Source organism: Sphingobacterium sp. SYP-B4668, assembly GCF_027627455.1.
GTDB lineage: Bacteria > Bacteroidota > Bacteroidia > Sphingobacteriales > Sphingobacteriaceae > Sphingobacterium.
Map to the genome: position 1 here is coordinate 1,918,575 of NZ_CP115483.1, position 23,220 is coordinate 1,941,794.

Genomic DNA, 23,220 nt, shown 5'->3' on the forward strand with positions numbered 1-23,220 from the left:
TGGCTATCGTAAAGCTGGATACGTTCCCCAAAACGTAACGAACTTGACAGAAGGAGGGGGCTCCTTCTGTCTTTTTTATCAATATCAACGATTAGATTCCAAAATATCATTCGTGTTGCGGGTAAAGAATAGTTTGACGCGGTTATCAATAGAGGACTGATGTTCAACTTGCTGAAATAAAAAATACGTATGGTCCATGGGGGCGCTGGAATATTTCTTAATTTCGTAATATGATTTCGTTTCCTAATGCTAAGATTAATATTGGACTACATATCGTAAGTAGGCGTCCAGATGGTTACCATAATCTAGAGAGTATCTTTTACCCCCTAAAGATGTATGATGTGCTGGAGCATGTTGAGCGGGATGGCGATACCATTCTTCATTTGTCCGGAGTACGCATTCCTGAAGGAGGCGAAAACCTTTGTGAGAAGGCTTTGAAGTTAGTGCAGCGAGATTTTTCTATCCCTGCACAGGACATTTATCTGCACAAGCACATCCCTATTGGTGCAGGATTAGGCGGCGGTTCTTCGGATGCAGCGTTTCTATTGAAATCATTGAATGAAACCTATCGTTTAGGACTGAGTCAAGAGCAACTCTGTACCTATGCACATCAATTAGGTGCGGATTGCCCTTTCTTTATTGCCAATACACCCGTCTACGCTTATGACATTGGCACAAGCTTTGAATCTGTACCCTTGAATCTAGAGTCCTTTTTTATTGTAGTTGTGAAGCCTGATATCCATATCTCGACGGCGGAAGCCTATAGCCACATTATACCTAAAACAGCCAATGTGGACCTTACGCGTGCAATACAATTGCCAGTTCAGGAATGGAAATTCATGATTGAAAATCATTTTGAAGATGGACTATTTGAGAAGTACCCGCAAATAAAGGCAATTAAGGAAGCATTCTATGAATCAGGAGCCGTATATGCCGCTATGTCTGGCTCTGGCTCTGCCGTTTATGGAATATTTTGGGAAGAGACCAATCTCGATCACTTGAAAGACTACGGTACGGTCTATTATCCAGTCAAACTTTAATACAATCTCCTTGTACTACGACGATTGTTGAAATACAAGGAGATTTCATCCTTTTAAGCCTGTCTCTTGAGCGATTTTTCACCCAATACCCAATTTGCCTTACGAGGAGGTTGAAGTTTCAGAATCTTGCTCTTTTCAGCATGTCGTCTAATGTGTTCAATAGCTTCGTCCACATCGTCTGTAAAAAGTATAAGCTCTTCATCATCTGGACTAATAGTCCCTTCCAATGTCATTGTTCGTATATGTTCTTGGATATGCTGATGATATTCTATTCCCATAATGACCACAGGGAATCTTTTGATCTTGCCCGTTTGGATTAGTGTAATCGTTTCGAACAGCTCATCTAGTGTCCCAAATCCACCAGGTAGGGTGATGATACCAAAAGAATATTTTCTTAACAACTCTTTGCGGACAAAGAAATATTCAATATTGACGTATTTATCGAGATAGGGGTTCGGATGCTGTTCGTGGGGCAGCACGATATTGCAACCAACGGAAGGCCCTCCAGCTTCTTGTGCACCCCGATTAGCAGCCTCCATGATTCCGGGACCTCCTCCTGTCATGACCGTGAAGCCTAATTGGGATACCTTACTACTGACGTCACGAGCCAATTGGTAATACGGATGATCTTCTTTGAACCTCGCCGATCCGAATACCGTGATACATGGACCGATGAAGTGAAGCGCACGAAACCCCTTGACAAATTGATATACCACCCCGCCAACATACTTGAGCTCCCGCCATCTGCTGCGCGCCCCTTCCATAAAGTGGAACTCTTCCTTTAAAAAAATGTTCTTCATATTATTGTTAGTATTCTACTTCAACTGGGCTATTGATAAGTTCACATGCCTCTTTAAGTATTTTTTGCCCTTTTTCCTTATCAATATTGACCCGTCGCAGCACACTGGGATTTTGGACAAGCTCCTTGACTAGGATAATTTGATTTTTAAGCAAGAGTCCCTTGTCGATATCTGTTAAGCTCGTTAGACAGGTGATGGGATATAGTCCATTGTCATCCACTCGGAGTTTGATACTGCTCGACTTAGGATAGTCCCAAGACAAAAGGTTCATGCTATAATACTGTCCAAAGTCTATCGAGTCGGAGGTGAAATAAGCGTTAGTTACCAACCAACCCTCACTAAAGTGGTTTTTTTGACCAAAAAAGGTGTACGGAATTCCAGTAATGTCTTTAACCCGGGACATGAAGTACATAGGTGTTGTCACGGATATCTTAGCATCGATGTCGTTTCTAAACTTACATTCCACCGCCAACATTTTGTTTTCCTTTAAGGCGACTACATCTATTTCGTGACTCACGGCATGACCTTGTACAGTCTGTCCAGTGGTGCTGTCATATCCTTCGTCTGCAAACAGGCGCGCTACCCATTTTTCAAAATAAAAACCTTCCGGACCTAGCTCTCGAAGAGCTTTCTTGAGGCTATAGCGCGCAGCATAGGATTCGCGATGATTTTTGAGTTGTTCGAATGCAAGCTTATAGAGCTCTTTAGTGGAGATGCCATCATAAAGCTTAGGTTGGATTTTCTCGTACACGGTTGTTACTTCCTCAGGCGCTGCTCCGGATCGGGATAGCGAATATTTGAGGCTGCTGGGGTCAAAAGGGACCAGTTCGCCAGAATGTTTTTTTACTTGCATATGGATTGCTTTCGTTTGATATCAACCACTGAAGGCTTGAATTTTTAAAACCCTTCCAAAACAATAGAAGAAGCCATTTGTTATAAAGTTAAAATAAAGGAACAAATTATGAGCAATATATTGAATTTAGCTTTAGGAAAAGTAAAAGATAAGTTGGATGCGGGTTGTGAAGATGGAAATGTCGGTAGTTCTGAACGCGTTCTTTCAGTCATTGCAGGAGGATTTATTCTTGGCATTGGAGTCCGTAATATATTTAAAAGCCCATTGACTGGATTTTCTACACTAACATTAGGTGGAGCACTAGTATGGAGGGGCGTTACTGGTAAGTGTGTTGTCAAAGAGGCCGTAGCAAAAGCCACCGGCGAGAAAGATGTAACCGTGATTGAACATCGCTACTTTGTAAAATAAGTTTTTATTCTATCAGGGTCGGCTTTATCATCCATTAAAAAAAGAAGGTCTCCAAGAGTATTGGAGACCATTTATGTGCAATCACTTTTTCCTGACATGATCATCATTATTTTTATGATTATTCGCAGCCCATCTGCAAATCACAAAAACTTTGGGTTAGATTAAAGCTTTAGGATTACGTTTTTCAGATTCAACTTCTTTTATACTGATGCTTTCCTTTGGTGTTATCACAGATTTTCGTCTGAAACCCTTATTCCGTACGGCCATTACTGTTTTATTGTTTTTATACAAATTCCAGTTCATAAGCAGTACACTTACCAGTACAATGACTAACCCGGATATTTGAAGGCTCGTGACCACATGGGCAGTGAAAAAGTACGCGAGTATTACAGCTACGATTGGATTGACGTATGCATATGTACTCACTTCCGTTGCAGGTCTTACCTGTAGCAGCCAGATATACGAGCTGAAAGCTAGGATAGAGCCAAAGCCAATCAAATATAACAGTGCCCACCAATCTTTAGTCGCCACGGTCGTATAATCAAAGTTGGCATATTCACCATTAAAGAGTGCGACAAGACTAAACATGACACCTGCGATTACCATTTGCCACGCAGTCTTGACCATGACATGTAAATCCTCCTTCGGCACATTTTCGTTTTCTTCTTTTTTTGAGCTGTATTTGGAATACAGCGAACCTGCCGTCCAAGCAATAGAACCTACAATCATAGCTACCATAGCCAAGATACGAAGCGTTCTTTTTGACGGGTCGTCTGCCATTGTCAGCTGTTCCCCAAAAAGCATCACCACACCCAAAAAACCTAAGAATAGACCTGCCACAGTCGGTACACTCGTGAAATTCTCTTTCCATTTAGATTTGTCTAACAGCACAAACCATATGGCTGCTGCTGCCGACATGATGGCAACTATGCCGCTTGATATGTATTGTTCAGCCCAAATGACCGCTCCCATATCAATGAAAAGCAATAAAAATCCTACAAGTAGAGCATCAAATACAGCCTTTTTGCTAAAAAGTTTATAGCCTTTCATTTGGCAATAGGTCATGAGGATTAAACTTGCAGAAACAAATCGCAGTGACCCAAGTACAAATGGTGGGAAGCTGTGTAGTGCTTTTTCAATAAAGAAAAAGGTAGAACCCCAAACAATATAGACAACAGCATAAGCTGCAATGACCATCGCGCTGTGGTTCGATTTTTTTAATGTAACATTATTTTGCATAGTGGATACCTCCTTTACTCTGGAATAACAATTTTCTGTTGTTCCTTAACTGTCTGTAATACAATAGTGGTGCGAGTAGAGATAATTCCATCAATTTTTGAAAACGTATTACGCATCAAGTCGACGAGACCTGCGGAGTCATTGGTTCTTACCTTGATAAGGTAGCCGTCATCACCTGCGATATCATGTACTTCTTGGACTTCGGGGATTTCAGCCAAAAGAAATCCAACTCCCTGTTCGCCTATGATATCATTAGCCTTAATGAAAATAAAAGACAATAACTTTTGATCTACAGCAGCTGGATTGATTTTTGCATTATACTCCAGAATAATGTTTTTTTGTTCCAATTTTTTGACTCGTTCCAAAATTGCAGAAGGGGCCATGCCCAATTCTCTCGCGATATCTGCGTTATTGGTGCGTGCATTGTCTTGCATAATACGTAAGATTTGCAAGTCTATTTGATCTAAATTATATTCTACTTTTGCCATTGTGCTGCAAAGGTAGTGATTTTTGAATAATATTCAAAATATAACATTCAAAAATGAACATTATTCTGTCATTAAAATGTTGTTAAGAATATTGTGCAGTGAGAGAGTGGGATTTACTCGTCCAATGATGCTATTTTTTTAGTAAGGGATTCATTTTGAGTTTAATCCCGATTAAAGCCTTCGATTAGTCTGCGAGCACTGGTAGCGTGATATAAGAGCTGTTGTACACGTCATGAAAAATTCGATGGGTAGCTTTTTGGAAATCTGCCGGTCCGGCTTCGTAGATATTCATGAATTTTTGAGGATTTCGGTCCGCCAATGGAAACCATGAATGCTGAATCTGTATCATGATGCGATGCCCTTTTTTGAATGTATGCCCAATATCTGGAAGTTCATAGTTGACTTTAGTAATCTCTCCTGGCACGAAAGGTTCAGGATGCGAAAAACTGTTCCGGTATTTACCTCTTAGTATTTCACCTCTTACGAGCATCTGGTAGCCACCCATAAGAGTTTGATTTGGATTTGGCTCCGGGTTTGGCGTATCTTCTGGAAATACATCTATGAGTTTGACGATATAGTCCGCGTCGGTCCCTGTTGTTGTAACAATCAGATTCGCAATCACGGGACCTGTCACCGTGATATTATCTGTCAATACAGCTGTTTGGTAAGTCATGACATCTGGACGTTTAGCGGCAAAGCGTTGGTCATCTATCATATACTCTCGTGATCGAGTGTCCCATACTCCGTCTTGAAAAGGGACTGGTTTGCTAGGGTCACTGATGTATTCGTCCCAACTATCCGTACGCTGTACTTTCTCAAAGGAGAGTTGGCCATTGGGGTGTAGGTATAGATTTCGGGTTGTCACATCTCTCGGTGGCCATGCCGTAAAGTTTTTCCATTCATTGCTTCCCGTTAAAAAAATGGTCGCTTCAGGTGGCGAAAATTCACCCTTTCCTTTTAAGTAGTATTCAAAAAAAGGCAATTCTAGAGATTGTTGGTAAGTGATGCTCGTTTTGTTATTGAATGATATATCGCCGAAAGAACTTCCGTCTCCTCTTACCCACCCGCCGTGGAACCAAGGTCCCATGACCAATATATTCTTATTTTTCTGATTTTGTTTTTCGATAGCTTTATACGTATGGAGGGCACCATAAGCATCCTCCGCATCGAAAAATCCACCTACAACCATCACCGCAGGTTTTACCTCGTGCAAGTGCTTGGTCACTACGCGGCTTTGCCAAAAATTGTCGTAATCAGGGTGAGCAAATAGGTCATTCCAAAATTTGATACTGTCGGCGAAGTACTTATCCTTAAGATTTTTGACGCTTCCCTCTTGTAGGTAAAATTGATACTGATCCTTTATTGGGAATTGAAAGCCTTTAGGTCCTTTATCAGGAGTGATGGGCTGTGGGCGAGGTACGCCAAATGTAGACATAAACCTAAAAGCATCCATTAAGAAAAGTGCACCCCCATGGTGAAAATCGTCTCCAATAAACCAGTCTGTAACCGGTGCCTGTGGTGAAACCGCTTTTAAGGCTGGATGCGAATTCACAAGAGAAGCGGTTGCGTAAAATCCTGGATACGAAATTCCGTAGAGACCAGCGTTACCATTATTGTTTTTAATATTTTTGATTAACCAGTCTATCGTGTCATAAATGTCCGTGCTCTCATCTACGTTTTGTTTAGATGAGTAATCTGTCTGTTGAGGTCTGACGTCTTCAAAGTTTCCTTCACTCATCCATTTTCCCCGCACATCTTGATAGACAAATATATATCCCCTGCGCATCATTTCGGGGAAATTGCCCAAACTCTTTTTATATTCCTGCTCGCCATAGGGAGATACAGTATAGGGTGTTCTATTGATTAAGAATGGATAAGCATTTCTTTGGTCCTTCGGGATATAAATTGCCGTGAATAGCTTAACGCCATCACGCATTGGTATTAAATGTTCGATTTTAGTATAATGGTCTCGCACATACGCCGAATCGCTTGATTGCTGTTGAGCGAAGAGTGGTACAGAAATCGCAAAAAACCAAAAGAGTAATAGCGTTTTAAAGTTCATCCGGTTGTATTTTCTAATCGCAGATGTACGTCCATTTTTTTGGAAGACCGCGTTCCTGCATACTTGTTAGTTGCTCAATGGCATTCCTATTTGATATGAATATTTTCTCCAAGAGCTTACTATATAAGGTTAAACTTAGAAAAAAAAATAAATAAATTCAAGGATTATAATTGTTCTGAAGTATTTTCCCTTAGAAGATTTAGTTTTTTACGCAATCTATTGATTATCGCGGCTGTAGATACAGTGACCATCAACCCGATGAAGCAGCCAAGTCCTACAGACAGAAATCGTTCGAATGCCCCGAAATAACTATGTTGTTGCTGCTCGTGGACCAAGACTATGATTAATGCCACCATAGACGTCCGAGCCACTGCCAAAATATTGAAAATTCGGCAGACGATGATAGAGGATATGATGCCAATCAGCATCATGAAAACTTGATGTACCGGAATGAAATAACAAGCCAATCCTATTGCCGAACCAATAAAATTGGACTTGAACCGTTCAATCGACAGCTTAAGTGCATCTTTCTCCTCAGGAGAAATAACGAGAATAATTGAAATCAACATCCAATAGAGCTCATGTTCTGGAAATTTCCAATAGATGTAGTAACCAATTGAGAATCCAATGAGGCACCGTAACGTGTATATAATAAGATCTGAACCTAAACTGTATCTTAATAGTTTGTCTTTCATGCGAGAAGTCAAGTAGTCTGTACATGGTATCCCACTAATTAACACCAAGGTCAGTGGAAATCAATGTGGGTGGTAGCATTGCATTGTGGCAAAAGAGGAGAATGCTGACCAATTGGCACAAATATAATAACCATTAGAACAAGCTCGCAATAATTTTTATCTAAAATATTGCATGTTTTTGCGCTTTTATATTTTTTATTGGAAAAATTACGCATAATTTAGCCTTTTAAATAGTCTAGCTTTTAAAACAATAGTTAGTAGCTTTGCTGACACATATTTAATTAGATTTAAACGTGGAAAGTATTCAATCTTTAGACCAATTGGCCGACCTCCTAAACGGAGAATTTTATTACAACGATACACCTGCACACCACACTGTTCGTATAGCTTATTCCACTGATGCCTCTGTGTATCAGGAGATGCCCCTTGCGGTTGCTATTCCAAAAGACGTGCAAGATATACACTTACTGATTAGGTATGCTTTCAATAACCGTATTACTTTAATACCCCGGACAGCAGGCACATCCTTAGCGGGGCAGGTAGTTGGACGAGGGATTGTATTAGATCTATCTAAGAATTTTACCCAAATATTGGAGTTGAATACGGATGAGAAATGGGTTCGGGTAGAGCCGGGGGTCATTCGCGATGATTTGAATGCTTTTCTAAAGCCCTATGGTTTGATGTTCGGACCAGAGACATCTACAGCAAGTCGAGCAATGGTTGGTGGCATGATTGGAAATAATTCCAGTGGCCTACACTCCATCGTATGGGGAGATACCCGTCAAAATTTGATTTCGGCAGAAGTAATACTAGACGATGGTTCAGAAGTACGGTTTGAACAATTGGATGAAGGTTCTTATTTCCAAAAGTTAATCCAACAAGATAGGGAAGGAGAGATATACCGACATCTCAATGAGATCCTTACAGACAGAAAATGTTTGGAATCGATTAAAAAAGGGTATCCCAAGTCGACTATCACAAGGCGCAATACGGGATATGCATTAGATATACTGACCGACAAGACTATGCCCTTCAATATGTGTAATCTTTTGGCCGGATCCGAAGGTACACTCGCGATTGTCCGCGAAGCCAAGCTTCGGCTCATGCCCTTGCCTCCCAAAGAATTGGGACTGTTATGTGTTCATTTTGACGATATGGTGGCCTGTATGGAAGGGAATATTGTTGCATTAGCTCATAACCCCGAAGCATCCGAGCTTGTAGATAAATATATTATGGATTTTACGGTAGGACATCCTACCTATCAACACAATCGATTCTTTATTGAGGGAGATCCTAAGGCATTGCTTATTGTCGAATTTAGGGGGGCTACCGAAGCAGAGGTAAGACAAAAGGCAGACGCATTACGTGACGATTTGATTACTAAAGGATTGGGTTATGCTTATCCTTATGTCACAGGTCCGCAGACTGACTTAGTATGGGATGTCCGCAAAGCTGGTCTTGGGCTCATTCGCAATTTGCCAGGAGACAGTCAGCCCGTCAATCTTATAGAAGATTGTGCGGTATCTCCAGAAGATTTGCCTGCCTATGTACGAGATATACAAGCACTTCTGATTGAAGAAGGTGTTCATGCATCTTACTACGCCCATGCAGGTGCTGGTGAACTTCATATAGAGCCCTTCGTAAATCTGAAGACAGCCGCGGGAAAGAAAACGTTTAGAAGTATATTAGACAAGACAAGCGACTTGATCGTGAAATACAATGGGTCTTTAAGTGGCGAGCATGGAGATGGAAGATTGAGAGGGGAGTTTATCGGTAAGGTACTCGGAGAAGATGTGTACCGCTTATTAGAGCGAGTAAAATATATTTTCGATCCCAAGGGCATCTTCAATGCCAATAAAATAGTAGATACCCCTCCTATGGACACGCATTTACGGTATGACAACAATCATAATCGTAAAGATATCACGACCTATTTTGACTTTAGTAAGGAGGAAAGTATCCTTCGACTAGCTGAAAAATGTTCAGGATCTGGAGACTGCCGAAAAACGGAAGTGACTGGTGGGACCATGTGTCCATCTTTTATGGCCACAAGGAAAGAGAAAGACACAACGCGTGCACGCGCAAATATGCTGCGGCAGTTTTTAACCAATTCGACACAGACAAATCGCTTTGATCATGAGGAATTGAAAGAAGTAATGGATCTATGTTTGAGTTGTAAGGGGTGTAAGACCGAATGCCCATCGAGTGTGGATGTTGCCAAAATGAAAGCCGAATTCTTGCAACACTATTACGATGCCAACGGGTCGTCATTTCGTACGAAAGTGATAGCCAACTTTACCAAATCCCAACAGCTAGGCGTGATGTTTGCGCCCATATACAATTTTATTGTCAAGAGCAAACTATTGTCGGGAGTCGTCAAGTCCATTGTCGGCTTCGCTCCTAATAGATCGCTTCCTACAGTTGGAAATATGACGCTTTCTTCTTGGGTGAAGAAGCAAAAAAATACCGACAATAAGAAAAAGGTCTACCTGTTTTGCGACGAGTTCACGGAATATAATGATGTAGAGATTGGAAAGACGGCTTATAAACTATTGACAGCGCTTGGTTATCAGGTTATCGTGCCCACACATGAGCAAAGTGGACGTACCTACCTCTCCAAAGGATTCGTTAAAGATGCTAAGTCCCTAGCTAATAGAAATGTCCATTTATTGAAAGATATAGTTTCGGCAGATGTTCCACTTATAGGTATCGAACCCTCTGGCATTATCAGTTTCCGCGATGAGTACCCTGCTTTGGTCGATGCTGAGCTCCGCAGTGCAGCAGAGCAGCTCGGTAAGAATGCTTTGATGATTGATGAGTTTTTGGTTGCAGAAATAAATGCAGGTCGAATACGCCAAGATCAATTTACTAGTCAAGCACAACGGATTAAGTTGCATGGACATTGCTATCAAAAAGCTTTCCACTTGGTGCAGGCCACGGAGACGTTACTGTCTTTTCCTGCACATTATCAGGTGGAAGTAATACCCTCTGGATGCTGTGGTATGGCGGGCTCTTTCGGTTACGAAAAGGAACACTACGATATTTCTATGCAGGTTGGAGAACTTGTGCTTTTGCCTGAAGTTCGAAAGACAGCAAATGATACGTTAATAGCTGCAGCAGGTACATCTTGTCGTCATCAGATTAAAGATGGTACTTCGCGGATGTCGTATCACCCGGTTGAGATTTTGTATAAAGCGTTGAAAGAAAAATGTATTTAAACCTATGGTTCTTCTCTGTCATGTCCGACGCAAAAAAATAGAGATTGCGCCCATATCGTAAAACAAATTGTATCTTATTGCTGTTATTCAATAAAATTGTTTTTTTTAACATCAATATTAATCAGACATAATATGAGCCTCGTTAGAATTCTATTAGGTGTTGGCGCAATTGCACTGACCATTTCCTGCGGCAATTCATCCAATCAAAAAAAGGAAAAAGGAAAAAATTCTGGTCCAACTTTACATGAAGTGGTAGATTCCCTAGATGCCAAGAAGCACTTCTACTTTACCATTACAGAAGATGGTAAGACTGATTCCTCAGTTTTTTATCTCGCTAGAGGGCTATATAAGTCGGATACAGTGGGTGTAAAACTTGAAGTACTGGGCGACATCAACCCTGGGATAAATGCGGATGGAACGCCCAATGAGGATAATGGATTTCGAAAAGGGGCAATCAAGATTTCCTCTATTGGCGCGGAGTCGGATGCTTTTGTAAAAGTCGTAGGACAGGTGTTCAATATGCCGACAAATAAACCAATGGTGACAACACCAATTTTGCCAACGGTATTCTCATCCAACAAAGGCAAAGTTGATTTGACTAAGAATAGCACCTATAGCTTTAAATTGTTTTTTGACACACCTGACAATCAGCAGGCTGAAGTATTCTCCGTTTTGGATATGTATAAAAATTCTTTTGAGATAACGGAGAAAGATTCCACTTTCCGCACGCAGTTCCTAAAAGCTTTAACCGGAGAGTAAGGAAGGATTCATAATTATAAATATACAAAGAAGGGATGTCGCAAACATCCCTTCTTTGTATATTAGCATATGCGATTCTTATTAGATAACCGTTTTTTTCTGTTGTTGTTATTTTATGTTGCGATGCCACAAGCGCAGGCGCAGGGAGGCCTTGATACTGAGAAATACAGACAACAACTGGGGCGACTCACATCACCCGAGCTACAGGAGGTATCTGGATTGGTGGCCTCCAGGAAATATCCAGGCCTCTTTTGGGGACATAATGACAGCGGAGATGATGCTAGAATTTTCCTCATCGATTCATTGGCCCAACTCAAATTCACTTGTAACTTGGATGGAGTGGCTGCTGTTGATTGTGAGGATATTGCATGGGTGGAAATCGACGGTAAGAGTCATTTGGTGCTGGCGGATATTGGGGACAACCTGGGTAAACGACCTTATACTACCCTTTATGTTTTTGAAGAACCCGAAATTGACACCCATCTACCACATGGCACCGTATCCAATAGCGCCATTAGAAGTATTAAAGTGATGTACCCCACTGGTCCTAAAGATGCCGAAGCATTGATTATTGACCCTATCTCAAAAAAGCTAATCATATTTTCAAAACGAGAACTTCGGTCAGGAATCTATATCACCGACTTCTTTCAGGCGTGGGAAAATCAGCAGGCGATCTTGACAAAAGCAGGTGAATTAGGATTCAACTTTGTGACTGCGGCCGATGTTAGTGCGGATGGACAGCAGATAATCGTCAAAAATCTGTTGAACATATATTATTGGCAGATTGACAGCAAGCGAGGATGGACTTTAACTATGCAACGACCGTATATTAAGCTACGCTATGATGCGGAAGCTCAGGGTGAAGCTATATGCTTTGGTATAGATGCACAAAGTTTTTACACCCTGAGTGAAAGACCTTTTGGGCTAAGTTCTTATCTTTATCGCTATAATCTCAAATACTATGATCAAACCAATTAATCGACTTTTCTTAACTGTATTATTTTCATGGGGCACACTAGCCGCTTTTGCTGCGCAAGTAGACACGTTGAGTGTTTGGAGTCCAAAGATGAAGAAAGAAATCAAAACAGTGGTAATCTTGCCAGACAATCACAGCAAGCTACAGGCAATGCCAGCGCTCTATTTGTTGCATGGATATTCTGGGAATTATGGCGATTGGGTCAACAAAGTACCCCATATCAAAGAGCTAGTTGACCGATATAAATATATGGTTGTATGTCCAGATGGTGGATTCGATAGTTGGTATTGGGATAGTGAAAATGAACCTGCTTATCAGTATGAGACCTTTGTTTCCCAAGAGTTGGTAAAAGAAATCGATCAAAAATATAACACTATTAAAGGCCGAGAGGGGAGAGGTATTACAGGATTGAGCATGGGTGGACACGGGGCGTTATCATTAGCGTTTAAGCATCAAGATGTATATGGTGCCGCTGGGAGCACTTCCGGTGGGGTAGATATTCTTCCATTTCCTAATAATTGGAGTATTACCAAACGAATTGGAAGTCGCTCTGCAGATCCAGAAGCTTGGAGAAAGCGGTCCGTGATAGAAATGACCCATCTCCTTATTCCTGGAAATCTCAAACTCTTCATCGACTGTGGATATGATGATTTTTTCTATCCCGTAAATGTCAAACTACATGAAAAATTGCAGTACCTGAATATCGATCATCATTTTTTGACTTTTCCAGGTAAGCATGATTGGAATTATTGGGGACAATCGCTAGATTTTCAAATGGCATTTTTTAATCAATTTTTTGGGAAAAAGTAGTTAATCTGTCTTTTTTGAATAAACTATTTGCTTTACTGGATAATAATGGTGAAATTAGCTTTTGCAGAACCATACTAATTACATTATAAACTTAAAGCAAAACCGCTCTCGACTACACGAGAGCGGTTTTTTTTATCATGTTGTATCCCATAGTTGAGAATCCTCATTTATCTAAAGAAATCAATATGTTAAATTAACCATTAAGCCAGCTCATGTCCTTTTTTTATTCTATTTTTATCGGCTGTTAAATAAAGCAATATGGTTATTAGACCTTTACTACTATTACTACTTTTGTCTATTCTTGAAGTATGTGCCGCACAGACCAACTACACGGTAAGTGGATACGTCAGAGATGGTGCTACCGGAGAAACATTAATTGGCGCTATCATTCAAGGAGAAGATCCAACCCAACTCACCCGTACCAATAATTATGGATACTACTCATTGACTTTACCGTCTGGCGCACATAAGTTGACGTATCGTTATGTCGGCTATACGAGCAATGAAATCAATTTGACTATTGTCGATAATGTAAAACAAAATGTGGAGCTTATCTCGGATCAAAACCAATTGGAGGAGGTGGTCGTATCCTCGCAAAAGAAAAGCAATAATGTGAAGAGTGCCCAAATGGGAAGTTTTAAATTCAACGCATCTGAAGTGAAAAATATCCCTGTAGTATTTGGTGAACGTGATATCCTTAAGACAATCCAATTGCTACCCGGAATTGCAACCGGAGGTGAGGGAAGTTCTAATTTTTATGTTAGAGGTGGTGGCGGCGATCAAAATCTGATTCTCCTCGATGAAGCAACCGTATACAATTCATCTCATTTACTGGGGTTTTTCTCGACATTCAATTCTGATGCCATCAAAGATGTCGAGCTTTATAAGGGAGGGATACCCGCTCAATACGGTGGGCGGATATCGTCAGTGATGGATATCAGTATGCTGGATGGAAATAGTAAAGAATTTGGAGTAGAAGGAGGGATAGGTCTTATTGCTTCACGACTAAAGGTGGAGGGGCCACTCGTTAAAGACAAGGGCTCATTCATGATTAGTGGTCGACGTACTTATGCCGACCTCTTCCTTAAATTGTCAAAAGATGAAGATGCGAAGAAGAGTAAACTCTACTTTTATGATTTAAATGCTAAGGCTAATTATAAGTTGGATGATAGGAATACGATTTATCTCTCTGGATATTTTGGAAAGGATGATTTGGGGTACTCCGACAAGTTTAGCTTTGATTGGGGCAATGCAACTGCGACTATGCGCTGGAATCACGTCGTCAACGACAAGCTCTTTAGCAACACCTCGTTGATTTACAGTAATTTCAATTACAATGTCAACGTCAATGACGATAGTTTTGATTTTAAGATTGCTTCTAAGATTAACAATTGGAATCTGAAGCAAGATTTTCAATATTTTGCCAACAATAATAATACGTTGAAATTCGGCGTGCACCTGTTGCATCAGAAGATTTCTCCAGCCAGTTTAAATGCTAGCGGCAATTCTGAAGTTAACTCCATCATTATGGAAGCTAGAAAAGGGCTGGATGTTGCTGCATATTTTACCCATGAATGGAAGCCGTCCGATAGGCTCTCTGTGTTGTACGGTGTGAGGTTGTCGGACTTCCTTGTATTGGGACCTGGTACATTCTATGATTACGATACGGATGGCGAGCCAATCAATACCAAAGTATATGGCGACAATAAAGTTATCAAACAGTATCTTAATATTGAACCTAGATTGTCGATGGCTTACTTACTTGATGACAAGCAGAGTGTAAAGCTTTCCTACAATCGAATCGCGCAAAATTTACACCAACTGACCAATACGACTTCTAGTCTGCCTACCGATCAATATGTCATGAGTAGTGAGCATATCAAGCCCCAGTTTGCCAATCAAGTTGCGCTAGGTTTTTTTAGAAACTTTAGTGATAATATGTACGAGTTTTCGGTAGAATCCTATTATAAACAAATGGATAACCAGATCGATTTTAGAAATGGAGCAGATTTACAGGCAAACGAATTCTTGGAAGGAGAATTATTGTATGGCAAAGGTCGGGCATATGGGGTTGAATGGTTCATAAAGAAAAGAGAGGGTCGATTGAACGGTTGGATTAGCTATACCTTAGCCAAAAGCGAGCGTCAATTTGATTTGATTAATAATGGAGATTGGTTTAATGCCAGACAAGATCGTACACACGATATTTCGGTCGTTGGTATTTATCAATTGAGTAAAAAGTGGACATTGGGAGCTACCTTTGTATATAACACCGGAAATGCGATTACCTTCCCGAGTGGGAAATATGAAGTAGATGGACGTACTATGTTCTATTATACTGAGCGGAATGGTTATCGTATGCCTGACTATCATCGGTTGGATGTATCCGCGACATATGCGAAGAAAAGACCGAATAAAAAATCTCATTCCAGTTGGTCATTCGGACTATATAATGCCTACAACAGAAAGAACGCATACATTATTGATTTTAGGGAGAGTGAAACCAATGCCAATGTGACTGAAGCATATCGCATTGCACTTTTCGGAATTATCCCATCCATTACTTGGGATTTTAAATTTTAATATGAACAATTATCCTGTGTCAAACAGGGGGTGAATAGAGAAATGGATGAAACTATCACGACCGCGAGAGAGAACAAAGATTTGATAGTTTCATCACCATCAAAAAAATATACAGATGAAAGCAATACCCTATATCTTAACCGTTTTTACGATCCTATGTTGGTCATGTGAAGACAAAATCGATATTAATCTCAATGATGCCGATCCCAAATTAGTGATTGTCGGCGATTTAACCAATCTTTCGGATAAGCAGCAGATTCGGGTCAGCAGGACTGTCGCTTTTAACGAAACGGTAAACAGCCTACCTGTCAACGATGCAAAGGTAGAAGTTTCCGAAGTCGGCGGGCGAGTGTTTGTATTTCAAAGCGCTGGGCAGAACGGAATATATTCGTTTTCGGGGATGCCTTTGCGTGAAGGCAAGACCTATCGTTTGAGCGTTCAAGTAGGAGACGATTTATATGAAAGCGAATCTACTGTCCCCAAATACGTACAAGTAGAGCAGTTTGGTATTAAGGAAGAGACCATTTTTGGCGAAACCTATAAAATGATTACGTTTGGGTTTAACGATCCAGCTAATCTTGCCAATTATTACCGATATCTAATCTCGGTCAATAGTGGACCATTGGAGTTCAGTACTGTGTTAAGTGACAAATTTAATGACGGACTAAGTGTCACCCATGATATAGCCAACGAAGATAATGATCTAAAAAGTGGAGACGAGATTGTAATACGTAGGCAGTGTGTGGATAGAGGGGTATACCGCTATTGGAATGAATTCCAGTCAACAAATCCGGGTTCCGCTTCTCCCGCCAACCCTACTTCTAATATTAGCAATGGAGCACTAGGCTATTTCAGTGCGAGTAGTGCCCAAGAATACAAGACGTTGATGGAATGAAATTTATAGGATGCCAAATTCAAATCCCTTATTAAGGAAATGGACAATAGCCCTAGGTAGCGCGTACTCCACCCTCGGGACAGCTTTTATGTTGTCATGAAAGACGATGATAGATCCATTCTGAGAATGTTTTAACACATTCTGTAGGCATTTTTGTGGAGATAGTTGAAGGTCAAAATCACCTGATAATACGTCCCACATGATGACCTTATAATGCTGGAGCTGGCGGAGCTGGCTTCTTTTAGGACGTCCATAAGGTGGTCTGAACAGTGACGTCTGTGTCAGCTGTTGACATCGCTCAATATTGTCGATATAGATTTCGTCGGGCGTATTCCAGCCTTTCAGATGATTGTAGGTATGGTTGCCGACTTGATGTCCCTCTTCAAGGATCCGTTGGAAGATATCCGGGTACTTTTGCACGTTCTCACCCACACAGAAAAAAGTTCCCTTCACGTTGAATTCTTTTAAGGTGTCTAATATGAAGGGAGTTATCTCGGGGATAGGCCCATCATCAAAAGTCAGGTATAATTTTTTTTCATTTCTGGATTGATTCCACAGCACATCGTTGGGATAATACCATTTGAGAAAAAAGGGTGCTTTGACTAAATACATCTTGCGAAATTGAAATAAATATACCAAATTTATAAAATCATTACATTTTAAGAGAAGGATGGCTAGAAAATTGACCAAATACCTGCTTTTTGGAGGATGCCTTTCATTAGCGACATTAAGTCATGCCCAACGTAGTATTACTGTTCAGGATGCCATACAGGCTACTTTAGAACGTAATCTGGAAATCAAAGAAGCAGAGTATAGGCGACAATTGACAGAACAAGATGTGTATCAATCCCAAGCGGAAAGATACCCTAGTCTAAGTTTTGGAGCAAGTGAGAATAGTAACTATGGCTTTGGGTTCGATCAGGTATCTGGTCAAGTCGTACGTGGCAAGTGGAATCACTCTGCCAATGGACAACTTTCATCAACTTTTGTGTTATTTCAGGGCTTTCAGCTAGTCAATCAGATTAAGGCTAACAAATTGCAATTGCTAGTAGATGCAACCGCCATAGAAAAAGCAAAGAACGATTTAATTCTCTCCGTACTCACTAATTATTTGCAAGCCATCACCAATAATGAGTTGTATGAGGCTAGTAAGCAACAATTGCAATTGTCCAAGGAACAATTTCGAACAGATTCTATTCAATTTGAAGTTGGCAATAAGACCTTGGCAGATTTATCCCAGGCTAAAAATCAAATTGCTACAGACGAATTAAATATGTTGAATTCAAACAATGCTTATGAGCTTTCTTTATTAGAGTTGAAGCAGCTAATGGAGTTCCCCGGTGATACCGTTATCACCTTAGTAAAACCAGATATTTCAAATTTGACATCTAATGCCGCTCATATTACAGCGAGGGAAGTTTTTGAAAGAGCTTTATCCGTACAGCCCGATATTAAACAAGCGAAAGTTGGTATTGAGTTGGCTGAAAAAAATATAGAAATAGCTAAAGGCTCTTATTTTCCAAAAGTATCCTTGTCTGCTGGGTATGGAACCAATTATTCTTCAAATTCTGTTGAATTTGGAACAAATACAATCATGCCCTTTGGAAATCAACTTGATCAAAATAAATCTTTTTCTGCTGGAGTGAACCTATCAGTGCCTATTTTCAATAATAGAAGAAACAAGACTGCCGTCAGCAAGGCAAAAATCAGCTATTTGCAGTCAGTAAACCAAGAAAATCTCACAAAACGTAATCTGAATAAGACCATCAATCAAGCAGTATTGGATTTGAAGGCAGCGAAACAGCAGTATGTGGCTTCGGAGACAGCTTTTAAGACAGCGAAGGAAGCCTATGAGGTTATCAAAGAACGTTATGATGTCGGCATGGCCAATGCTATGGAACTATCGACCGCTCAAACCAAGATGAACAAAGCTGAATTTGATATGATTCAGGCTCGGTACACCTCTGTATTTAGAGAGAAAGTGATTGATTACTACATTGGTGATACCATAAAATTTTAATTCCAAAACTAATTATTAGACTATAAATGGCTAAGAAAAAAAACAAACTTCCTCTTTTTTTGGTAATATCAGCAATAGTTATTTTGATTGCATTCGTTGCAGGAAATAAATTAGGCTGGTTTGGAGATGGAAATGTCACGAAAGTGGCTGTAGATAAAGTGCAGGAGAAGACAGTTCATGAACTTGTTTCGGCCAGTGGAAAGATTCAACCAGAATTTGAAGTGAAGCTTAGTTCCGAGGTTTCAGGAGAAATCATCGAATTAAATATCAAGGAAGGGGATGTGGTCAAGAAGGGGCAGATTCTTTGCCGTATCAAACCAGACATCCTTCAATCGGGATATGACCAGGCGATTGCGTCTTTGAACATCCAACGTGCCACATTAGCTTCATCAGAGCAACAATTGAAGCAGCAGGAGGCCAACTTTGTCAACACTGAAAATACCTACAAACGAAATCAAGAACTCTTTAAGAAAAGAGTTATCTCTGTCGCGGAAATGGATAAAGCAGAAGCGGAGTATCGCAGTGCATTGGCATCCATCGCTGCACAGAGACAAAGTGTACGCGCTACCCGCTATGGGATAGATCAATCACAAGCCTCGGTAAAGCAAGCTGGTGATAATTTGGCAAGGACCACTATCTACGCGCCAGCAGATGGTGTGATATCATTGCTCTCTGTTGAACTCGGCGAGAGAGTAGTAGGAACGGCCCAAATGGCCGGTACCGAAATTATGCGAATAGCCAACATGGCTTCTATGGAGGTAAATGTAGATGTCAATGAAAATGATATCAATCGTGTGAAAGTAGCAGATGAAGCAGATATTGAAGTTGATGCTTTTCAGGGTAGAAAATTTAAAGGTGTCGTTACCGAAATTGCAAGTTCATCCAAAAATGCCGCTACGGCGACTGCTGCGACCTCTACTGCTGAACAGGTGACTAATTTCAACGTAAAAGTTAGGATAAATACGGAATCTTATGCGGATTTGTTGAACAATGATGTACCCAATCCCTCTCCATTTAGACCCGGACTTTCGGCAACGGTACAGATAAAAACGAAGACTGCGTCAGGATTAGTCGTGCCAATCCAGTCCGTGACTATACGTACAGAAGCGACCCCAGCACAAGAAAAGAAAGAGGATACACCTGCCCCTAAAGAAGGTGAAGCTTCAAAAAAGGAAAGTAAAGCAGATGAAAATGCAGGCGCTAAGGAATATGTATTCGTATTGAATGGTGCTCAAGTCGACATGGTTGAGGTCAAGACAGGTATTCAAGACGATAATAATATCTTAATATTATCTGGACTTAAGAAGGGGCAAGAAGTCGTGTCAAGACCATTTAATGCTATTTCAAAAACATTAAATGATAAAAGTAAAGTTGAAAAGGTAGACAAGGATAAACTTAACTAACCTTGATTGAAAAGCTTTTTCAGCATGTTAATACTCTATAACCCTATTGACCTGTATGAAAAGGCTTTTTGATTTTTTTAATTTTAGCAGAGCCGAACGAAATGGGCTCTTTGTGCTTCTATCTTTAATCCTAATTACAACGCTGGTACGCCCCTTGCTATCCTTCTATACTCCAAAAGAGCCTCAAGTCTTTGATTATAGTATTTTAAATGAAGGCTTAGCGGCAGCATTCCAAACTGATACGAGTACTCCCCGCGAGGATGTCGTAGATGCTCCCCAAAATAAAGCAATCACTTACTTTGAATTCGATCCCAATAATCTTTCCGCCACAGAATGGGCACAAATTGGATTTCGACCCCATCAGATCCGGATGATTCACAATTACCTGTCCAAGGGTGGAGAGTTTCGCAAAAAGGAAGATTTAAAGAAAATCTACGCCATATCGGCTACAGACTATGCACGTATAGCGCAGTACATCAAAATTTCTCCACCTACCAAGCAAGGACAGGTCAACCTGCAATCCCGTTACACCACATCCTCGAGTCAGGAAGCTAAGGGAGCTGCCGCAAATATAAAAGTGGATATAAATGGTGCAGATACCACTGAATGGATGAAATTGCGAGGAATAGGAAGTGTATATGCCAATAGGATTGTTAAATTTCGTCAAGCGTTAGGTGGATTTTATCATCCAGACCAGCTCATGGAAGTATATGGTATGGATAGCGAACGTTTTAGTATTATTCTTCCATATTTGGAAGTCGGTCAAGCCGAGGTTGTCAAGCTGCCGATTAATTCCGTATCGGTAGATGGGCTCCGCAAGCATCCGTATCTTAATAATAAACAAGCCATAGCGATTGTCAATAATAGAGAGCAACATGGTCCTTTTGAAAATGTAGCAGATTTAAAGCGTGTCCTTATTCTTGACGCAGATCTGTTACATAAACTTGAACCCTATTTGGAATTTTAATTATCGAATATGATAGAACAACGATTGATGGAAGTGATTCGGGATATTGAAGATTTTCCCAAGCCTGGCATTGTATTTAAAGATATAACGCCTATTCTCAAAGATGCCAGTTTATGTAATGAAGTAGTAGATGCATTTGCCCTGGAATTGCAGGGATTACATATCGATGCAATTGCAGGTATTGAAAGTCGAGGATTTTTATTTGGCCTGATGCTGGCCAATAAACTAAATCTTCCATTTATTCCCATTCGTAAACAAGGAAAATTACCTTACCGTACTATTTCAGAATCCTATGCTTTGGAATATGGGCAGGCGACGATTGAAATCCATGAAGACGCATTTGAATCAGGACAGCATATTCTGATACATGACGATTTGTTGGCAACAGGCGGTACTGTCGTAGCGGCTAGCAAACTCATTGAGAAGCTAGGAGGGAGAGTCGCTGGATTTAGCTTTGTCATCACTTTGGATTTTTTGCAAAGCCGCGGACGCTTAACTAGGTTTAGTGATAATATTGTGTCGTTGGTCAGTTACGTTTAGTCGCCAATAGAAATATCATCGTTAGTAGTAGAATTTCGCTATTTTAGATTTTTAATTGATAACTCAAATACATCATTTATGGAATGGTTGGCAGATCCACAGATTTGGATTTCTTTTTTAACCCTGACGATTTTGGAAATCGTACTAGGTATCGACAATATTGTTTTTATTTCCATATTAAGTGGAAAGCTACCTGCCGAACAACAAAAAAAAGCTCGTCAGTTGGGGCTTTTGCTTGCTTTGGTGACACGTGTACTACTTTTGTTTTCTATCAAATGGATTATGTCCTTAACGGAGCCCTTCGTTAATTTTGCTGAAATCTTCAACATCACCAATACCTCTTTTGCACGATATCTCGAATTATCTGGAAGAGATCTCATTTTGTTCATTGGAGGACTTTTCTTGATTTATAAAAGTGTAACGGAGATACATCATAAGGTAGAGGGACACAGTGAAGACCAACAGCTCAATACGAAGCGGGCGACGTTTACAAGTGTCATCATTCAAATTTTAATTTTGGACATTGTTTTCTCTCTTGATTCCGTCATTACCGCTGTGGGAATGGCCGATCAAATCGGTGTGATGGTGGCAGCAGTTATTGTGGCAGTGGCTATCATGCTCTTCTCTGCAGAGAGCATCAGTAAGTTTGTACATGACTATCCATCTATTAAGATGCTCGCGTTAGCATTCTTACTTTTGATAGGGGTCTCACTTACTGCTGAAGCCTTTGATCAACATATTCCTAAAGGATACATTTATTTTGCAATGGCGTTCTCCGTGTTAGTTGAGTATTTAAATATCCGCTCCGAGAAAAAAGCACTGAAAAAACAGCAAGCATCCAAATAAAACTTCCTGGTTCCTTTGAACCACCAACAGACATGGAAGTCCTTTAATACGGATACTTTCAGAAAAAATAAAGGGGCTATGTAAACATAGCCCCCTTGTTTTGTGCATAGTCTATTGCCCCCATCGGTCCAGCTTGCTGCCGTCATAATTGATCATCCAACAAATACCATACTTATCTTTGAAAGAGCTATACAATTGTGCCCAGTATGTCTCTTCCATAGGCATTTCAATCTCACCTCCCTCGGAAAGCCCCTTATATAATCGCTGTGCTTCTTCGGAGGATTCTGCAGCTAAGAGAATAAAAGAATTGTTGCCCTTTTGGATATTAAACCCATAATGTTGATGTACATCTGAACCCATCAGTACGAAATGTTTACTAATAGGAAGTACAACATTCAACACCATCCCTCTGATTTCTTGGGGTATTTCCTCGTCTGAAGGCATGTCTTGATATCTCATAAAAGACTTGAATTCTCCTCCAAAAATGGATTTGTAAAAATTAAATGCTTCTTCGGCTTGCCCGTCAAAATTAAGGTAATGGTGTACTTTTGCCATAGCGACTGATTTTAGTTTATATTAGTTATCCGTTTCCACGTTAGGCTTGTGGAGAGTATTAAA

General features: G+C 40.4%; 21 protein-coding genes. 13 read left to right on the forward strand and 8 right to left on the reverse strand.

Features of this window, described 5'->3' with window-relative positions:
• The first annotated feature begins 230 nt into the window (after positions 1–230).
• Positions 231–1,040: a 4-(cytidine 5'-diphospho)-2-C-methyl-D-erythritol kinase gene (ispE, locus tag OQ289_RS08070; protein WP_270090225.1), complete on the forward strand. Its 810-nt coding sequence runs from the start codon at positions 231–233 to the stop codon at positions 1,038–1,040.
• 53 nt (positions 1,041–1,093) lie between these two features.
• Here ispE and OQ289_RS08075 read toward each other — a convergent pair whose 3' ends face one another.
• Positions 1,094–1,840 carry a TIGR00730 family Rossman fold protein gene (locus OQ289_RS08075; protein ID WP_270090227.1) on the reverse strand — a complete coding sequence of 249 codons (747 nt, stop codon included), beginning with the start codon at positions 1,838–1,840 and terminating at the stop codon, positions 1,094–1,096.
• 7 nt (positions 1,841–1,847) lie between these two features.
• Positions 1,848–2,693, reverse strand: a complete 846-nt coding sequence (locus OQ289_RS08080; protein WP_270090229.1) for an ATP cone domain-containing protein — start codon at positions 2,691–2,693, stop codon at positions 1,848–1,850.
• Positions 2,694–2,801: 108 nt separating this feature from the next.
• On the opposite strand from OQ289_RS08080, the gene OQ289_RS08085 reads away from it, so the two are divergent.
• Positions 2,802–3,101: a YgaP family membrane protein gene (locus tag OQ289_RS08085; RefSeq protein WP_033564395.1), complete on the forward strand. Its 300-nt coding sequence runs from the start codon at positions 2,802–2,804 to the stop codon at positions 3,099–3,101.
• A 156-nt stretch (positions 3,102–3,257) separates the two neighbouring features.
• Here OQ289_RS08085 and OQ289_RS08090 read toward each other — a convergent pair whose 3' ends face one another.
• The 4 genes from OQ289_RS08090 to OQ289_RS08105 form a co-directional block, all read right to left on the reverse strand.
• Positions 3,258–4,340, reverse strand: a complete 1,083-nt coding sequence (locus OQ289_RS08090) for an EamA family transporter (RefSeq protein WP_270090230.1) — start codon at positions 4,338–4,340, stop codon at positions 3,258–3,260.
• Positions 4,341–4,354: 14 nt separating this feature from the next.
• Positions 4,355–4,828 (reverse strand): Lrp/AsnC family transcriptional regulator, encoded by a 474-nt coding sequence (locus tag OQ289_RS08095; RefSeq protein WP_033564397.1) that lies wholly within the window; start codon positions 4,826–4,828, stop codon positions 4,355–4,357.
• A 184-nt stretch (positions 4,829–5,012) separates the two neighbouring features.
• A complete protein-coding gene (locus OQ289_RS08100) occupies positions 5,013–6,890 on the reverse strand; it encodes a CocE/NonD family hydrolase (RefSeq protein ID WP_270090231.1) in 1,878 nt (625 codons plus the stop codon).
• A gap of 164 nt (positions 6,891–7,054) precedes the next feature.
• Positions 7,055–7,585: an FUSC family protein gene (locus OQ289_RS08105; RefSeq protein WP_270090232.1), complete on the reverse strand. Its 531-nt coding sequence runs from the start codon at positions 7,583–7,585 to the stop codon at positions 7,055–7,057.
• Positions 7,586–7,878: 293 nt separating this feature from the next.
• On the opposite strand from OQ289_RS08105, the gene OQ289_RS08110 reads away from it, so the two are divergent.
• From OQ289_RS08110 to OQ289_RS08135, 6 genes are all read left to right on the forward strand, one after another.
• Positions 7,879–10,803: an FAD-binding and (Fe-S)-binding domain-containing protein gene (locus OQ289_RS08110; RefSeq protein WP_270090233.1), complete on the forward strand. Its 2,925-nt coding sequence runs from the start codon at positions 7,879–7,881 to the stop codon at positions 10,801–10,803.
• A 132-nt stretch (positions 10,804–10,935) separates the two neighbouring features.
• Positions 10,936–11,562 (forward strand): hypothetical protein, encoded by a 627-nt coding sequence (locus tag OQ289_RS08115; protein WP_033564400.1) that lies wholly within the window; start codon positions 10,936–10,938, stop codon positions 11,560–11,562.
• A 69-nt stretch (positions 11,563–11,631) separates the two neighbouring features.
• Positions 11,632–12,540 (forward strand): hypothetical protein, encoded by a 909-nt coding sequence (locus OQ289_RS08120; protein ID WP_270090234.1) that lies wholly within the window; start codon positions 11,632–11,634, stop codon positions 12,538–12,540.
• On the forward strand, positions 12,524–13,348 hold the full coding sequence (locus OQ289_RS08125) for an alpha/beta hydrolase (protein ID WP_270090235.1): 825 nt from the start codon (positions 12,524–12,526) through the stop codon (positions 13,346–13,348). The genes OQ289_RS08120 and OQ289_RS08125 overlap by 17 nt, the downstream gene beginning before the upstream one ends.
• Positions 13,349–13,606: 258 nt before the next feature.
• Positions 13,607–15,931: a TonB-dependent receptor gene (locus OQ289_RS08130; RefSeq protein ID WP_270090236.1), complete on the forward strand. Its 2,325-nt coding sequence runs from the start codon at positions 13,607–13,609 to the stop codon at positions 15,929–15,931.
• 115 nt (positions 15,932–16,046) lie between these two features.
• Positions 16,047–16,826, forward strand: a complete 780-nt coding sequence (locus OQ289_RS08135; RefSeq protein ID WP_033564404.1) for a DUF4249 domain-containing protein — start codon at positions 16,047–16,049, stop codon at positions 16,824–16,826.
• Positions 16,827–16,829: 3 nt separating this feature from the next.
• On the opposite strand, the gene OQ289_RS08140 is transcribed toward OQ289_RS08135, so the two are convergent.
• Positions 16,830–17,438, reverse strand: a complete 609-nt coding sequence (locus OQ289_RS08140; RefSeq protein ID WP_033564405.1) for a polysaccharide deacetylase family protein — start codon at positions 17,436–17,438, stop codon at positions 16,830–16,832.
• A gap of 58 nt (positions 17,439–17,496) precedes the next feature.
• Between OQ289_RS08140 and OQ289_RS08145 the strand changes: the two genes are divergently transcribed.
• The 5 genes from OQ289_RS08145 (at position 17,497) to OQ289_RS08165 (ending at position 22,602) form a co-directional block, all read left to right on the forward strand.
• Entirely contained in the window at positions 17,497–18,846 is a 1,350-nt protein-coding gene (locus tag OQ289_RS08145; RefSeq protein WP_270090238.1) for a TolC family protein, read from the forward strand.
• Positions 18,847–18,872: 26 nt separating this feature from the next.
• On the forward strand, positions 18,873–20,249 hold the full coding sequence (locus OQ289_RS08150) for an efflux RND transporter periplasmic adaptor subunit (protein WP_270090240.1): 1,377 nt from the start codon (positions 18,873–18,875) through the stop codon (positions 20,247–20,249).
• Between the two features lie 55 nt (positions 20,250–20,304).
• Complete coding sequence (locus OQ289_RS08155) at positions 20,305–21,216, forward strand: helix-hairpin-helix domain-containing protein (protein WP_270090242.1); 912 nt, start codon at positions 20,305–20,307, stop codon at positions 21,214–21,216.
• 9 nt (positions 21,217–21,225) lie between these two features.
• Positions 21,226–21,756, forward strand: a complete 531-nt coding sequence (locus OQ289_RS08160; protein WP_270090244.1) for an adenine phosphoribosyltransferase — start codon at positions 21,226–21,228, stop codon at positions 21,754–21,756.
• Between the two features lie 78 nt (positions 21,757–21,834).
• Positions 21,835–22,602: a TerC family protein gene (locus tag OQ289_RS08165; RefSeq protein WP_033564410.1), complete on the forward strand. Its 768-nt coding sequence runs from the start codon at positions 21,835–21,837 to the stop codon at positions 22,600–22,602.
• Positions 22,603–22,713: 111 nt separating this feature from the next.
• Here the strand turns inward: OQ289_RS08165 and OQ289_RS08170 are convergent, their stop codons facing one another.
• Positions 22,714–23,157, reverse strand: a complete 444-nt coding sequence (locus tag OQ289_RS08170) for a VOC family protein (protein WP_033564411.1) — start codon at positions 23,155–23,157, stop codon at positions 22,714–22,716.
• Between the last annotated feature and the right edge of the window lie 63 nt (positions 23,158–23,220).